The organism is Companilactobacillus halodurans, assembly GCF_009600995.1.
Taxonomy (GTDB): Bacteria; Bacillota; Bacilli; order Lactobacillales; family Lactobacillaceae; genus Companilactobacillus; species Companilactobacillus halodurans.
Genome location: NZ_VDFO01000015.1, coordinates 13496 through 29094, shown reverse-complemented (window position 1 = coordinate 29094; position 15599 = coordinate 13496). Strand labels below are relative to the sequence as shown.

The following is a 15599-nucleotide window of genomic DNA, read 5'->3' as shown; positions in this document are numbered from 1 at the left end:
GAGTAAGATTATGAGTAAATTTTCGAAAAACATGTCAAAAGATGAAAAGAAGTTAATGAGACAGATGTATTGGCGTTCGTTCACCTTGTACTCAGCTGTTACACCTGCTAAGCAAGGGGCTTCAGGATTTGAATATGCAATGCTTCCCTTCATTAATAAATTCTATAAAAAAGCTCAAGATAAAAAGGATGCTATGGTTCGTCATATGTCATATTTCAATACGAACCTAGCTATGTCGCCATTCGTTATGGGTGTTGTAGCATCCATGGAAAAACAAAATAGTGAATCGGATGATTTCAATGCTGAATCAATCAACGCTATTAAAACCAGTTTGATGGGTCCTTTAGCAGGTATTGGCGATTCAATTTTTTGGGGAGTTCTAAGAGTTATTGCAGCTGGTATTGCTATCAGTTTAGCTAAAAATGGAAATATTGCAGCACCAATAGTCTTCTTGCTATTATTTAATATCCCTGTGCAATTAGTACGTTGGTATGGCGGACAATTAGGTTACACACTTGGTTCAAATTATATTGGTGATCTTTATAAAAAAGGTCTTATTAATATTTTGACAAAAGCAGCCAGTATCGTTGGATTAATGATGGTTGGAGCTATGACAAGCAGTATGGTCATCTTCAAATTGAAGTGGAATATGGTTTTAGGTGGAAAGACGATTCTAAAATCGCAACAAATGCTTAACCAAATATTTGTTGGTATTTTACCATTATCAATTACATTACTATGTTTCTGGTTATTGAAGAATAAGAATGTTTCAATTAATTGGTTAATTTTAGGAACAATTGTTATTTCTATTGTTCTTGCCTTAGTAGGTGTTGTCTAATGACAAATGATTGGTGGAAAAATGCAGTTATTTATCAAGTTTATCCAAAAAGTTTCTTAGATACTAACGCAGATGGTATTGGTGATTTGAATGGGATTGATAAAAAATTGGACTATCTGAGTGATTTAGGGATTGATGCGATTTGGATTAGTCCAGTTTACTTGTCGCCACAAGTTGATAATGGTTATGATATTGCCAATTATCGAAAAATCGATCCAATGTTTGGTGACAATAAAGATATTAAAAAATTGATTCAAGATGCACATAGTAAGAATATTAGAATCATTATGGATATGGTTGCCAATCACACTTCTGATCAGTCTATTTGGTTTAGAGAAAGCTGTAAATCAAAGGATAATTATTTTAGCGACTTTTATATTTGGAAAGACCCAGTAGATGGCAAAGAACCGAATAATTGGGGTTCTAATTTTGGAGGGTCAGCCTGGACTTTTAATAAAACTAGAAATCAATATTACTTGCATTATTATGGTAAGCAACAACCGGATTTGAATTGGGAGAATCCTAAAGTTAGAGAAGCGATTTATGATGTAATGAGATATTGGAAAGCCCATGGAGTTGATGGTTGGAGAATGGATGTTATAACTTCAATTTCAAAAGATCAAAGATTTTTAGACAATCCTAATCCCCATAATTTACATTATGTAGTTGCTAATCAAAATAATGGTCCACGAATGCATGAATTTATCCATGAAATGAATCAAGAGGTTTTTAAACCATTTTCCATGATGAGCGTGGGTGAAGCTCCAGATAGCAAGAGCAAAGATGCTCGACTTCTAGTTGATCCAAAAAGAGAAGAATTGAATATGGTGTTTACCTTTGAGCACATGCATGTTGATAGGGTGCCTGGAAATGTTAATGGAAGATGGGCCATTCAACCGGTAGATATAGTTCAATTGAAGAAGACTCTAGCAGATTGGCAAGATAATTTAGATGGTCACGGTTGGAATGCACTTTACTTCGAGAATCATGACCGGGCCAGAACACCGTCAAGATGGGGCAATGATAAAGAATTTAGATATGAATCAGCCACAGCTTTTGCAACCGTCTTACATGGATTGAAGGGAACTCCCTTTGTTTATCAAGGCGAAGAAATAGGTATGACTAATCCTAAGTTTGACTTAAAGGATTATGAAGATATTGAATTAAGAACTAATTATCAAAAATTGGTTCTACAAGAAAAGACTATTTCTGAAACAGATTTCCTAAAAGCAGCTAGAAAGATTAGCCGCGATAATGCTAGAACCCCCATGCAGTGGAATGACAGTGAAAATGGCGGCTTTAGCGTTGTTAAACCTTGGTTCAAAATTAATCCTAATTATAAAGAAGTAAATGTAAAAAATGATTTGACTTCATCAAAATCGGTTTTCAAATATTATCAAAAGTTGATAAAAATAAGACACGACTATGAAGTCTTAAAAGATGGTGATTTCCAGTTATTGCTGCCAGATGATAAAAAAATCTTTGCCTATCTCAGAGATAATGGAAAAAACAAATGGTTAGTAATAGCTAATTTATCTGGTTATTCACAACAGGTAGATTTATTTGATAAGTTTCATATCAATAAAGTTATTATCGATAATTATAAATTAGATAAAAGAACCTCTAATGGTTTGTTGCCATATGAAGCATCAATATTAGAAATAGAGTAGAAAAATTTAACTTCAAAAATCAAAAAAATATTAAAAAAACTCTCGATATCATTTTTGATAACGAGAGTTTTTTGCAATTTCTACTTTCTCAAAACCTTAATCCGAATAAATTTACCAAATTCTGTCACTATCAGAACAATTACACCCATGATGATAGGGATGAGCCAACCGTAAGTAAAGTTGATACTTGTGGTGTGGAAGATGTCTTGCATGAATGGAAGATAGATAATTCCCATTTGCAAGAGTATCAAAATTCCGACAATGTAAAAGGCCATTTTATTTTGGAAGAAGTATTTAGAGATAACTGGATAATTATTTCTAAGATTAAATAGGTAAAAGATTTTACCAAAGATAATTATGTTTAGAGCCATCGTACTACCAACAATTGCTGGTAAACCACGACTAGTTAGAGCATCGAATGCCCAAATGCCTAGTCCAGAAATCAAAGCTGAAACGTAGACGATTTCGAATGTATCTAATTTCGTCAATATACCAGCCTTAACATCTCTTGGCCCACGAGCCATAATACCTGATTCTGGTGGTTCAAAAATAAAGGCAAATTGAATCGTTAGAGCAGAGACCATGTTTATCCAAAGCAATTGAGCAGGATAAAGTGGAAGTTCTTGGCCTAAAAGAATACTGATAACAACGATTAGACCTTCGGCAAAACTGGTTGGCAATAGGAAACGAATGGTTTTACGAATGTTATCGAAGACGTGACGACCTTCGCGGACAGCTACGACAATATCTGCAAAGTCATCGTCTGCCAGCACCATATTAGCTGATTCCTTGGCAACTTCAGTCCCCTTGATACCCATGGCAACACCAATATCAGCTTGCTTAAGAGCAGGGGCATCATTGACGCCATCACCAGTCATCGAAACAACGTGGTGGTTAGCTTGTTGAGCACGGACAATCCGTAATTTATCATCAGGAGTAGTCCGGGCAAAAACGTTATAGGAGTCAATCTTTTGAGCTAGTTCATCATCTGACATAGCATCAATTTCAGGTCCGGTGATAGCCTTAACGACCGAATCTAGATCCAGTTTGTTGGCAATAGCAGTCGCCGTGTCAGGGTGGTCACCAGTAATCATTTTGACTTTGACTCCAGCCATTCTCAACTCGTGGATTGAGGCTCTAGCTTCTTCTCTAGGTGGATCGATGATGCCGACCATACCTGAGACAGTTAAATCATTGATTTTATCTTTATCGATAGCATCAACTGATTCATCAACATCTTTATAGGCTAAAGCGACGACTCTTAAACCGTCAGAAGTTAATTCTTTGATTTTGTCGTTCCAATATTGTTTATCGGTTGAATTCTTCGATAAATCTAAAATTGTTGAAGGCGAACCTTTGACCATCAAAACTCGTTTGTTTTCCAAATTAGCTAAACGAGCTGAAAAACGAAAGGCTGAATCAAATGGTAGGGAATCAACTTCATCGACTTCTGGGTTTTCACCAGTCATCTTACGATAAAGAGTTGTTAAAGCTCCATCAGTTGGTTCTCCGTTTAGTTCCCAACGATTATTTTCAAAGTGAAGCTGAGCATCAGTTGTTTGACCAGCAATGTTAACTAATTGACGCATACTGTCATCTTGTTGCCAATCGTATTTGTGTTGACTTAATTCCAAATCACCAGAAAAATCAACGCTACCGTCGGCATCATAACCGACGCCAGTGACATCAAAAATGTGTTGCGGCGTTACAACTTTTCTAACGGTCATTTCATTCTTAGTTAAAGTACCAGTTTTATCAGTATTAACGATATCAACTGCACCTAAAGTTTCAACGGCAGGTAATGACTTTACGATAACATTTCGTTTTGTCATCTTCCGTGTCCCCATAGCTAATACAACTGAAGTACTAGCGGGTAGGCCTTCAGGCATTGAACCAACGACCATCGTTATAACGGCAATCAATAAGGTAGGCAAGCTATAAGTATCAAAGAAGTATCCAATGATAAATAGCACTACCGCAGCAATAACGATTGCGACTGAAAGGCCAAATCCTAATGAATTCAAGTTCTTCATCAATGGAGTTGGACGTTCTTTAACTGTTTTAACAGAATCTTTAATTTGACCGATTTCTGTATCGCCAGCAGCGGCAATAACGATTCCTAGACCAGAACCACTGGTTACAGCAGTTGAGGCGAAGACCATATTCTTGCGATCGGCTAAATGCAAATCACGATCATAAATTGGTTCTTCAATTTTTTCAACTGGATTAGTTTCACCAGTTAAAACTGATTCTTGAACGCTCAAGTTATCAGCTGAAATCAAGCGCATATCGGCAGGTACTGCATCTCCAGCTTCCAAATTGACCAAGTCGCCAACAACTAATTGGCGTGAATCCAGTTCCAATTTTTCCCCGCTCCGAAAAGCGAAATTCTTGGAAACTAACAATTCACGAATTTTTTCCAAAGCGTTGCCGGCTTGTTGTTCTTGGATGTAACCGATAATGGCATTAGCGATAATTACTAGGCCGATAACGATTGAATCTGAGTAACGTTGCATCAAGAAAGTCATAATAGCAGCAGCAGCTAAAATATAGATGATACTGTTATTGAATTGCTTGATGAATTGTACAAATTTGGAAGTCTTTTTTGTTTCTAGTTCGTTTTTACCATCTCGATCTATACGACGTTTCGCTTCAACGGTAGTCAAACCATCTTCCAAGTTGGTTTGGTACTTTTGAGCTAATTGGTCATTATTCAATTGCCAAACTTTTTTAGAGTTTTGTATCGGGACCGCATCCTAATCAGAATTTTCGGATGAAGTTGGTTCATAGACATCTTTGTCTTGCATTAAATCAGTTCCTCCTAATTATTTAGAATATTTGTATATCCTATTTAAGTATAAAACGATATTATCATGATTATAAAGAAATTTGAATGAAAAAAAACCACATCTCTTAGTCAGAGCGTGGCTTTAAGTGCAAATTAGTTGAATAATCCGCTAAAGAAGGAAACGATGCTATCCCAAATTCTTTGCAAGAAATTACGATTTTCTTGAGTGTTGAGATTGTTAAAGATATTTTTAGCTTTGCTTGTAATATCGCTACTTAATTTTTGAGCTTGATCTTTAAAGTTTGAATTGCTCAAGGCACCAGAATTCTTGATTTGGACCATCAAATTAATGATTTTTTGTTTTTGATTGTCATTTAGAATGTTTTGCAAATCATTTTTTTGTAAGTTGTTGTTAACGATAGTTGTGATTTGGTTAACGGTTACGTTATTGCCTTTGTTAGCTAAATCAGATTTCATACCGGCAACAGCATTGTTCAATTGTTTATCGGAGTAACCATTAGTACCCTTATTCGCATCAGTTATTCCACTCAAAACGCCCATTTCCTTTTGCGCAGCGTTGACTTGGCTTTGATTCAAGGAATCGCCACTATTAGCATAAGCTGCATAAATTCCGGCTAAAGCACCAGAACCATCAATTGGCGTGGCAGAAGTTACATAGATGTTGGCATCGCTGATACCGGCAGTTACTGCGGCATTACGATATTGGTCGGCTGTAATGGTAGTGATGTTATTTTTACCATTGTAGTCGACAATTTTAACGTTGATACCAGAACCAGATGAAGTTTTTTGAATCAAAGCTGAGGACCAAACACCGGAGTTGCTAGTGAAAGAATCACCACTAGGATTCAAATATTTAACTAAGGTATCACCGTTGACAGTGATGGTTTTGTAATTACTGTCATTGATTTGTGATGATAAAGCACTGATAGTACCCTGACGTTGACTGTCAGTTAACGAAGTTCCTAAAGTCATTACGGGTTCGCTACTTAAATCGTCAGCTTTTACAGTCTGAACGGAAAAGATTCCTACTGTAATTAAAGATACTAGACTTAATAAAATGATATTTAACTTTTTCACGGTCAAAATACCTCCTTAACCCTAATTAAACCAAATATATATGAAAAATTCGAGAAGATGGGTCAATTTAGCATAAAAATTTAAGGATTTGAAGACTTAAAAACCGTCAAACCCTTGCAACAGCGACTGTTTAGAAAAATTAAAAATGGTTTTTTTTGGAAGTTTATGCTATTCTGTAGGTTCTAGGATTACGCTTAAATAATTTAAAAGGATTAGGTGAAACACAATGAAAATTGTCGTTCTTTCAGGTGGAAGAAGTACAGAAAGAAATGTTTCTTTATCTTCCGGAGTTAAAATCACCAACGCACTACGTAGTAAAGGTTACGAAGTAGCTTATGTTGATTCATTTTTAGGTAAGGATGTTAAAGAAGATGAAATCGATGATCTCTTTACGACAGAACCAGAGGGTGAAAGCAAGTTAGTTATTGATGATGAAGTCTTAACTGATGCTAAAATCAATGCATTACGTACTGATGGTACAAGAGGTTTATTAGGTAAGAATGTTCTTAAAATTTGTCAACATGCCGATATTGTCTATATGGGACTTCACGGTGAAGATGGCGAAAATGGTAAGATGCAAGCAGTCTTCGATGTCTTTGATATTAGATATACAGGAAGTGGCTCACTAGCTTCTGGACTTGCTATGGATAAGAAATACTCTAAAGAAATTTTTGTTCAAGACCAAATCCCAACTGCTAAGTACACAACTACTAAGACAGCCAAGATTTTGTCTGAAGATATTCCATTTAACTATCCAATGGTAGTTAAGCCATCTAATGGTGGTTCAAGTGTTGGAACACATATCGTCCAAAATGCGACAGAACTTAGAGAAAGCGTTGCTGATGCTTTGAGATTCGATAGCGAAGCCTTGATTGAAGAATACATCAAGGGTCGTGAATTTTCAGTTGCTATCGTCGATGGCTTGGTTCTTCCAGCTGTTGAAGTTACAGTTGATACTGGTTGGTATGATTTCCAACACAAATTCCAAGCAAACAATGTAACTCACTTCATTACGCCTCCAAACAATTTGGATGATGCTATTCATACGAAGATGCAAGCTTTAACTAAGAAGACTTTTGAAGCTTTAGGCATGAGCAATTACGGTCGTGTGGACTTCTTGTTGCGTGATGGCCAATTGTATGTCATGGAAGCTAATACTTTACCAGGAATGACTCCTTTGTCATTAATGCCTCGTGAAGCTGAAGCTGCTGGTATTTCGTACGCTGACTTGTGTGAGAGAATCATCAAAAGCAAAGTTAAATATTACGAAAATCAAAAATAATGCAATTTTAAAAAGTCGCCTTCTATGAGAGAAAGCGACTTTTTTGTTGGATTAAGCTAGAAATTCCTAAGGTTACGGTCAATCTATTATATAATTAAAGAGTAAGTGCTTTTTTAAAATTTTTGATTGAGAGGAATGTTTTTTATGACAAGAAAAATCGGAATCATCGGAATGGGCAATGTTGGTGCTGCTTGTGCTCACTACATTGTTTCAGGAGGTTTTGTTGACGATTTAGTTCTGATCGATAAGAATGAAAAGAAGGTTAAGTCAGACGCTTTGGATTTTGAAGACGCCATGGCTAATCTACCTTCACATACGAATATTTTTGTAAATGATTATTCTCAATTAGACGACGCTGATATTATTATTTCAGCTGTTGGTCATATTGATTTGATTGGTGGCGACCATCCTAACCGCTTTGGCGAATTAAAGCCAACTGGCGATGCTGTTACCGAAGTTGCTAAGAAAATCAAACAAACAGCTTTCAATGGCATTATGGTCGTTATCAGTAACCCTAATGACGTGATGACATCTATGTATCAACAGATTACAGGCTTTCCTAAAGAAAAAGTCATTGGTACTGGTACCTTGCTAGATTCAGCTCGTATGAAGCGTGCCGTAGGTTCTGCCTTTGATGTCGACCCAAGATCAGTTTCCGGTTATAACTTGGGTGAGCACGGCAATTCACAATTTACAGCTTGGTCAACAGTCAAAGTTATGGACCAACCAGTTTCAGAGTTGGCTAAAGAAAATGGCCTCGACTTAGATCAAATCAACGAAGATGTCAGAATGGGTGGATTCACAGTCTTCAATGGTAAAGGCTACACTAATTACGGCATTTCGACGGCAGCGGTTCGTTTATCGCTAGCTATTTTGAATGACGCTAAGATTGAATTGCCAGTTTCTAACTATCGTGAAGAATATGGCGTTTACCTATCATATCCAGCTATTGTTGGACGTGCAGGAATCCTTAAACAATTGAAATTGGACTTGCCTCAAGAAGAATTGGACAAACTACAATATTCAGCTGATTATATTAAAAAAAATCTAAAGAAATAATATTAGTTAAGTGATATCATACCACTATTTATTTATTAATGTGGGTGATATCGCTTTTTTTATGCCATTTCGGATATTTTTTTATAAATTAATTTATTTTTAATTCGATTAGAGTATAATGGCAGTCACATACTAAAAGTTCTTCATAAAAGAGCTTAGACAGTGAGGTAGATTAGATGACAAGAAAAGTAGCTATTATCGGAACCGGAAACGTTGGAGCAGCTTGTGCACATTATATTGTGTCAGCTGGATTCGTGGACGATTTAGTCTTAATTGATAAGAATGAAAAGAAAGTTCAAGCAGATGCCTTGGACTTTGAAGACGCAATGGCTAACTTGCCATTCCACACTAATATTTTTGTGAACGATTATTCACAACTTGATGATACAGATGTAATTATTTCAGCTGTTGGAAATATTAAACTTCAAGACCGCGTTAAACCAGACCGTTTTGCGGAACTTGGTTTTACTAGTAACGCCGTTTCTGAAGTAGCCGCAAAGATTAAAGAAACTGATTTTGATGGAAAAATCGTCGTTATCAGTAATCCTAATGATGTTATGGTTTCAATTTATCAAGAAGTGACAGGTTTGCCTAAAGAACACGTCATGGGAACTGGAACATTGTTGGACTCTGCTCGTATGAAACGTGCTGTGGGCAAAGCTTTGAATGTCGACCCCAGATCAGTTGCTGGATACAATTTGGGCGAACATGGCAATTCACAATTTACCGCTTGGTCAACCGTTTCAGTTATGGATCATTCAATTTCTGAATGGGCCCAAAAAGACGGCTTGAACCTCGACAAATTGAACGAGGACATCCGTATGGGCGGTTTTACCGTCTTCAGTGGTAAGAAGTATACGAATTATGGCATTTCAAGTGCTGCTGTGAAATTGACCTTGGCTATTTTGAACGATGCACTGATTGAATTGCCAGTTTCCAACTATCGTGAAGAATATGGCGTTTATCTGTCATATCCAGCAATTATTGGTCGTGATGGCATTGTTCAACAAGTTCAATTGGATCTACCTCAAGAGGAATTGGATAAACTCCAATATTCAGCTGATTTTATTAAGAGTAAGTTGCCTCAAGGTGTTAAGTAAGTTTTAGATTTTAAAAATGAATGTCCGTTATCAACAACTTTATTAAGTCGCTGATAGCGGGCTTTTTTGACGTTTTACAAATAAATTAAAAACATATACATATAAATAATTGGTTAGACCAATTTTTTAAGTGGTATCTTCTTTTAACTGGTTCAAAAAAGTACCACTTTATTTTTTTGCTTGTAAAACCCATGGCAATCCTATTTAAACCTGAAAGACAACCTTTCAACTGGTCTATTCCGGTTATTGTTTTGCTTAATGTAACCGGATACAATGGTCTTGTGGTTGATACCAGAAAGGATTCGATTCGTATGAAAATTACTCTTCAAGAGCAGTTAATCAACTTGCTGACTAATTACATTCAAACTTTACCAGCCAACGCTAAACTACCTTCTGAGCGAGAAATTGCTCAAAGATATGAGTTGTCTCGGACTACCGTTAGAGCAGCTTTAATGGAGCTCGAAGTTACTGGGATGATTCGCCGTGTTCATGGTAAAGGAACTTTTGTTAATAGAGTTGATCTTAATAGTGATTTGAATAGTAGTTATAGCTTCAACAAGCAAATGATTTCTCTGGGAAAGAAGCCACAAACCAAGATTCTTAGTTTTGAGAGAAAGGAGGCAAATTCGTACTTTGCTAAGAAATTGGAAACTGAAGTGGGTAGCCAAATCATAAAGTTAAAACGGCTTCGATATGCGGATGGTATTCCAGTCATGTTGGAGCGGACTTACCTACCGGTTAGTCATTTCAGTTTGCTGACTGAATCGATGTTGAATAATCGTTCACTGTATTCAGTTTTTTCAAAGGAGTTCAACGAACAAGTGTATTATGCTGATGAATATTTTCTAGCAGGCATTACCAGTGCAGATGACAGTAGATATTTGGACATAAAAGAGGGGACGCCTTGTTTGAATCTTCGCAGGCAAACTTATAATCCACACAATCAAATTATTGAATTCACTTTAAGTGTCGCTAGAAGCGATCAATTTGCTTATCACATTCGACACGATATCAGTAACAAATCCTAAAGAAGAGTAATGAAATTTGGAGGTATAAAGATATGGGTATTATTGCAGTAAGAATTGATGAAAGATTAATTCACGGACAAGTAGCTAATTTATGGACAACAAAGTTGCAAGCATCAAGAATCATGGTAGTTGATAACGAAATTATAAAAAATGATATTCAAAAAACAGCCCTGAAATTAGCTAAACCCGCTGGAGTTAATCTAAGTGTTTTAGGTACAAAGAAATCTTCAGCAAATATCTTAGCCGGTAAATATGAATCACAAAGAGTATTTTTGGTCGTTAAGAAGCCAGAAACACTTGTAGAAATGATCGATAACGGCGTTAAGTTCGATGTAATCAATGTTGGTAATATGTCGCAAAAAGATAATACGCAACATTTGACACAATCGATCAATGTTACAGATGAAGATTACGATGCATTTCAAAAGATTCTTGAAGCAGGGGCCAAAATCACTGCTCAAATGGTTCCAAACGATGACGCCAAAGACTTCACCGGTATCTTAAAAGACTACAAAAAATAGTATTTAATGGGGGATAGAACAATGGAATTTACAGTCGTTCAAATATTGCTTTTGACAGCATATTCTATGTACAACATTTATGATGAATTGCAAATGAACTCTTCATTGAGTCAACCCGTTTGGGCCGGAATGATTTCCGGATTGATCATGGGTGATATGAAGACCGGACTTATCATCGGTGCTGCTTTACAATTGACAGTTTTAGGTGTTGGTACTTTCGGTGGTGCTTCTAAAATCGATGCCAACTCAGGTACAGTTTTAGCCACAGCCTTTTCAGTTGGTACAGGTATGAAAGCTGCTACAGCTGTTGCTGCTATCGGTGTTCCAGTTGCCGCACTTCTTACATCATTTGATATCTTAGCAAGATTTGCTAATACATATTTCCAACACAAAGTTGATAAAGATATTGAAAACTTCAACTACAAAGGAATCGAAAGACACACTATTTTAGGTGCATTGCCATGGTGCTTGTCTCGTGGTATCCCAGTATTCTTAGCTTTAGCTCTAGGTCAAGGTGCCGTTAAGACAATGGTTACATATCTAAATGGCGATTTATCATGGCTCAACACTGGACTACAAACAGCCGGTGCTACACTTCCAGCCGTTGGTTTTGCTATCTTGCTTCACTACTTACCAGTTAAGAAACACATCGCTTACTTGATTCTTGGATTCACAATTACAGCTTTACTTTCAACAATCTTCACAAGCATTCAAACAGTTGGTACAGGTTTAGGTGCCGTAAGTAAATCATTTACAACAACATTCAATGCTTTACCAATGTTAGCTATTGCTTTAATCGGTGGTGCTTTTGCCATTATCCAATACAAGAAGTCAATGGCTAAATTGAACTCAGCTCCAGCTGCTGGCACGAAGAATGACTCAGGTTCTGCTGACGAAGATGAAGACGAAGACGATGAATTTGAAGACGCTGATGGGGAGGTTGAAGGCGATGAAGAAGAATAAAGAGTATCAACTAACTAAAAAAGATTTTAAACAAATCAATAAACGTAGCTTGTTTGGTTTCCAAATGGGTTGGAACTACGAAAGAATGCAGGCCTCAGGTTACTTGTACACAATCTTGCCACAACTTAGAAAAATCTATGGCGATGGTACTCCTGAACTAAAAGAAGCCATGAAGACTCACAACCAATTCTTTAACACAAGTAACTTCTTCAACACGATTATCACAGGTATCGATCTTGCCATTGAAGGTAAGGAAGGTGCTGATTCACTTGATACCGTTGCTGGTATTAAGACAGGTCTTATGGGACCATTTGCTGCTATTGGTGATTCGCTTTTCGCTGCTTTAGTACCAACAATTATGGGTGCTATTGCTGCTACGATGGCTTCACAAGGTAATCCTATTGGATTATTCCTTTGGTTAGCTGTCAACATTGCTATCATGGTTTTCCGTTGGAAACAATTGCACTTCGCTTATACAAGAGGTACAAAACTAGTTTCAGAAATGCAAGGTCAATTGAATGCTTTGACAGACGCCGCCACTTTACTAGGTGTCTTCATCGTTGGAGCTTTGATTGCAAGTATGATCAATATTCAAGTTCCACTGGTTGCACACTTAGGTAAAGTTTCATTAAGTGTTCAAAATAACATTGATATGATTCTTCCAAAGCTTGTTCCAGCTGCAGTCGTAGGTCTTGTTTACTGGCTACTTGGTAAGAAAGGCATGACTTCAACAAAAGTTATCTTTATCGTTATTATCTTCGCTGTTGCACTTTCAGCAATCGGCGTACTTGGTAAAATCTAGGAGGATTTAATTATGGCATTAATCTTGATGAGTCATGGAAACATGGCAATTGAAACTTTAAAATCAGCAGAATTAATTATCGGCGAACTACCAGAAACAACCGCCTTAGGACTTCAAAAGTCAGATGGACCTGAAACTCTTAAAGCTAAAGTAGAAACAGAAATCAAAAAGTATTATGGCAAAGAGCCAGTCTTCTTGATTGTTGACTTACTCGGTGGCACACCAGGAAACGTCGCTGTTAGTTTGACCCAAGACTATCCTGAAATGCATGTTATCTCAGGCTTGAATCTACCAATGGTCATTAACTATGCTAATCAAAAATTTATCGGTACAGATATTAAAGTAGACGACATTATGAAGGAAGGAAAAGATGGCATCGTCGATGTCAATGCCTTCATCAAAGCCGATTCCGATGAGGACGATGAGGATGAGTAATCCAAATCCATATCGTTATACTTTAAGACTCGCAATTGATAAAAATATTTATGATGCTGATAAAAAACAGAAATTAATTGATTTTGTCAAAAAAGCTCATATTTCTGATGTTGCCTTTTTCCTAAATCAAGAAGAGTTGTCAGATACACATATTACTTTAGATAAAGCCAAAGAGTTAATTAAAAATGTTGATGAAATCAGTCAACCAATTAAAGAATTAGGTATTACCGTCAGCTTAAATCCGTGGACGACCTTGAACCACTCTGATCGCGGGATTCCTTTGAAAAAAGAACTCGATATCAAACCAATGGTCAATTACCAAGGTGTAAAGAGTCTTTCAATGGCTTGTCCAGGATACGCAGGCTTTGGGGAATACATTAGTAAAATCTATGCCATTTGGGCTAGTATCAAACCACATGAATTGTGGCTTGAAGATGACTTTAGACATTATAAGAATGCACCATTTGCTTTGGGATGTTTTTGTGAAGATCACATGAAGCGTTATAACGATGCTTTAGGAACAAACTTGTCCCGTCAAGAATTCGTCGACTTGATGTTTAAAGGTGGCGAAAATAAATATCGTAATGCCTATTTAAAAGTTGCTCGTGAAGAAATTTTACAAGTAGCACACTTGATTGAACAAAGAGTTCATGAAGTGTCACCCGAGACTACTTTAGGATTAATGAGTTCTTGGCCAGAAGTTCACGCCTTAGAAGGTCGAGATTGGCAAAAATTGCTAGATGAATTAAGCGGTCCAGATACTCCTGCAGTATCAAGGCCACACTTGCCAGCTTATAACGAAGTTAGTCCACAACAATACGCACGTGATTTTGAAAAATATACCGTGGCAACCAGAACGGAAATTGGACCACGTCACAAGATTTATCCAGAGATGGAAAGTTTCTTGTATTCTCCCTACGCTAAATCTAACAAGTTTACGCAATTTCAATTAGATACCACAAGTTTAGTTCATGCCAATGGCGTCTTGTTGAATATGTTTAGCATGATGGGTGATGGGATAAATCAAACATACCACTACGATTCATTGCTCAATTCGGACAAGGAATTCCTAGACTTCTTGAATGAGTTTGGCATTGATTTAGAGAATCGCTGTGGAATCGTTATTCCAATGAATCAAGATGTTGTCAAAGCAAAAGTTGATACTACGGATACGTTAGAAGGGTTGATGGCTTCGCAGACGCAGTGGCTCGAATTGCTCTCAACAATGGGATTTGCAATGAAGCCAATTAATTTTATTGATCAGGAAATCAAAAATAAGACTGTAGCTGTGACCGGAAACTTTTTAAATACTTTAGCAAATGAACAAATCGAACAACTTTTTAAACGTAATTTTATTTTGTTGGACGGAGATGCTGTTGAGGTCTTAAATGAATGTCATTTGTTGAAGTTAATCAATGCTAGATCAATTGAAATTTTGAAAAATCGTAGCGGACAACAATCTTTTGAACAATTCGATAACGAAACGATATCTGGCATCAACAATCCTAGATTGACGATGCTTACACACACGGGTGATTACGTAAAAATTGATTATGCAATGCCGGTAACAGTTCACTCTTCAGCTTATAATCGCTTTGAAAAAAAGTTGGGTTCTGTCACAGTTAGCGATGACAAATTCTATTGTCTGCCAATGATGGATTCAGCAAAGTATGGCTGGCAAGCACAATATACGGATATCCGTGAGGGAGATTTGAAACAGTTTTTTGAAGAGCAATTGAGCGTGCCTCATCTTGTCGATATGTACAATTGCAAATTAGTGATTGATTCAGCACAAACGACGATGATTATTAGTAATTGGTCGATTGATGATGTTTCTGGAATCAATTTCTTCTTAAAAGATCGTAATGTGAAGAAGGTATCCCTAACTTATCGAGATATAGATAATCAAATGAAAAACAAAGTCTTAGATGTCCAACTGGATTCTAAAGGAATCTACCACATCGACTTTAATCTAAGGGAATTGATGGTCGTTCACATTAAATTTTTAGATTAAA

At 36.8% G+C, this 15599-nt stretch carries 13 protein-coding genes; 11 read left to right on the top strand and 2 right to left on the bottom strand.

Features of this window, described 5'->3' with window-relative positions; all coding sequences use genetic code 11:
- The first annotated feature begins 10 nt into the window (after positions 1-10).
- Positions 11-838, top strand: coding sequence for a PTS system mannose/fructose/sorbose family transporter subunit IID (locus FHL05_RS05210; RefSeq protein ID WP_153384843.1), 828 nt, complete (start codon positions 11-13; stop codon positions 836-838).
- Positions 838-2508 carry a glycoside hydrolase family 13 protein gene (locus FHL05_RS05205; protein WP_153384842.1) on the top strand — a complete coding sequence of 557 codons (1671 nt, stop codon included), beginning with the start codon at positions 838-840 and terminating at the stop codon, positions 2506-2508. The genes FHL05_RS05210 and FHL05_RS05205 overlap by 1 nt, the downstream gene beginning before the upstream one ends.
- Positions 2509-2588: 80 nt before the next feature.
- Here the strand turns inward: FHL05_RS05205 and FHL05_RS05200 are convergent, their stop codons facing one another.
- Both FHL05_RS05200 and FHL05_RS05195 read right to left on the bottom strand, forming a co-directional pair.
- On the bottom strand, positions 2589-5225 hold the full coding sequence (locus FHL05_RS05200) for an HAD-IC family P-type ATPase (protein WP_153522202.1): 2637 nt from the start codon (positions 5223-5225) through the stop codon (positions 2589-2591).
- Positions 5226-5449: 224 nt separating this feature from the next.
- Complete coding sequence (locus tag FHL05_RS05195; protein ID WP_162000219.1) at positions 5450-6394, bottom strand: DUF1002 domain-containing protein; 945 nt, start codon at positions 6392-6394, stop codon at positions 5450-5452.
- Positions 6395-6620: 226 nt separating this feature from the next.
- On the opposite strand from FHL05_RS05195, the gene FHL05_RS05190 reads away from it, so the two are divergent.
- The 9 genes from FHL05_RS05190 (at position 6621) to FHL05_RS05150 (ending at position 15598) form a co-directional block, all read left to right on the top strand.
- On the top strand, positions 6621-7676 hold the full coding sequence (locus FHL05_RS05190) for a D-alanine--D-alanine ligase family protein (protein ID WP_153384840.1): 1056 nt from the start codon (positions 6621-6623) through the stop codon (positions 7674-7676).
- Between the two features lie 144 nt (positions 7677-7820).
- Positions 7821-8735, top strand: coding sequence for an L-lactate dehydrogenase (locus tag FHL05_RS05185; protein ID WP_153384839.1), 915 nt, complete (start codon positions 7821-7823; stop codon positions 8733-8735).
- Positions 8736-8911: 176 nt separating this feature from the next.
- A complete protein-coding gene (locus FHL05_RS05180) occupies positions 8912-9835 on the top strand; it encodes an L-lactate dehydrogenase (RefSeq protein ID WP_153522200.1) in 924 nt (307 codons plus the stop codon).
- A 311-nt stretch (positions 9836-10146) separates the two neighbouring features.
- Positions 10147-10863, top strand: coding sequence for a GntR family transcriptional regulator (locus tag FHL05_RS05175; protein ID WP_153384873.1), 717 nt, complete (start codon positions 10147-10149; stop codon positions 10861-10863).
- Positions 10864-10895: 32 nt separating this feature from the next.
- Positions 10896-11384, top strand: a complete 489-nt coding sequence (locus FHL05_RS05170) for a PTS sugar transporter subunit IIB (protein WP_153384837.1) — start codon at positions 10896-10898, stop codon at positions 11382-11384.
- 21 nt (positions 11385-11405) lie between these two features.
- Positions 11406-12347: a PTS mannose/fructose/sorbose/N-acetylgalactosamine transporter subunit IIC gene (locus tag FHL05_RS05165; protein ID WP_153384836.1), complete on the top strand. Its 942-nt coding sequence runs from the start codon at positions 11406-11408 to the stop codon at positions 12345-12347.
- Entirely contained in the window at positions 12334-13149 is an 816-nt protein-coding gene (locus FHL05_RS05160; RefSeq protein ID WP_153384835.1) for a PTS system mannose/fructose/sorbose family transporter subunit IID, read from the top strand. Before FHL05_RS05165 ends, FHL05_RS05160 begins: the two co-directional genes overlap by 14 nt.
- 12 nt (positions 13150-13161) lie before the next feature.
- Entirely contained in the window at positions 13162-13584 is a 423-nt protein-coding gene (locus FHL05_RS05155) for a PTS sugar transporter subunit IIA (RefSeq protein ID WP_153384834.1), read from the top strand.
- Positions 13577-15598 carry a hypothetical protein gene (locus FHL05_RS05150; RefSeq protein WP_153384833.1) on the top strand — a complete coding sequence of 674 codons (2022 nt, stop codon included), beginning with the start codon at positions 13577-13579 and terminating at the stop codon, positions 15596-15598. The genes FHL05_RS05155 and FHL05_RS05150 overlap by 8 nt, the downstream gene beginning before the upstream one ends.
- The last annotated feature ends 1 nt before the right edge of the window (position 15599 follow it).

Excerpts from the sequence above, each read along its gene's own strand:
- FHL05_RS05170 (WP_153384837.1), top strand. The coding sequence starts at position 10,896 with ATGGGTATTATTGCAGTAAGAATTGATGAAAGATTAATTCACGGACAA.
- FHL05_RS05165 (WP_153384836.1), top strand. The coding sequence starts at position 11,406 with ATGGAATTTACAGTCGTTCAAATATTGCTTTTGACAGCATATTCTATG.
- FHL05_RS05180 (WP_153522200.1), top strand. The coding sequence starts at position 8,912 with ATGACAAGAAAAGTAGCTATTATCGGAACCGGAAACGTTGGAGCAGCT.
- FHL05_RS05185 (WP_153384839.1), top strand. The coding sequence starts at position 7,821 with ATGACAAGAAAAATCGGAATCATCGGAATGGGCAATGTTGGTGCTGCT.
- FHL05_RS05150 (WP_153384833.1), top strand. The coding sequence starts at position 13,577 with ATGAGTAATCCAAATCCATATCGTTATACTTTAAGACTCGCAATTGAT.
- FHL05_RS05210 (WP_153384843.1), top strand. The coding sequence starts at position 11 with ATGAGTAAATTTTCGAAAAACATGTCAAAAGATGAAAAGAAGTTAATG.
- FHL05_RS05190 (WP_153384840.1), top strand. The coding sequence starts at position 6,621 with ATGAAAATTGTCGTTCTTTCAGGTGGAAGAAGTACAGAAAGAAATGTT.
- FHL05_RS05205 (WP_153384842.1), top strand. The coding sequence starts at position 838 with ATGACAAATGATTGGTGGAAAAATGCAGTTATTTATCAAGTTTATCCA.
- FHL05_RS05155 (WP_153384834.1), top strand. The coding sequence starts at position 13,162 with ATGGCATTAATCTTGATGAGTCATGGAAACATGGCAATTGAAACTTTA.
- FHL05_RS05175 (WP_153384873.1), top strand. The coding sequence starts at position 10,147 with ATGAAAATTACTCTTCAAGAGCAGTTAATCAACTTGCTGACTAATTAC.
- FHL05_RS05160 (WP_153384835.1), top strand. The coding sequence starts at position 12,334 with ATGAAGAAGAATAAAGAGTATCAACTAACTAAAAAAGATTTTAAACAA.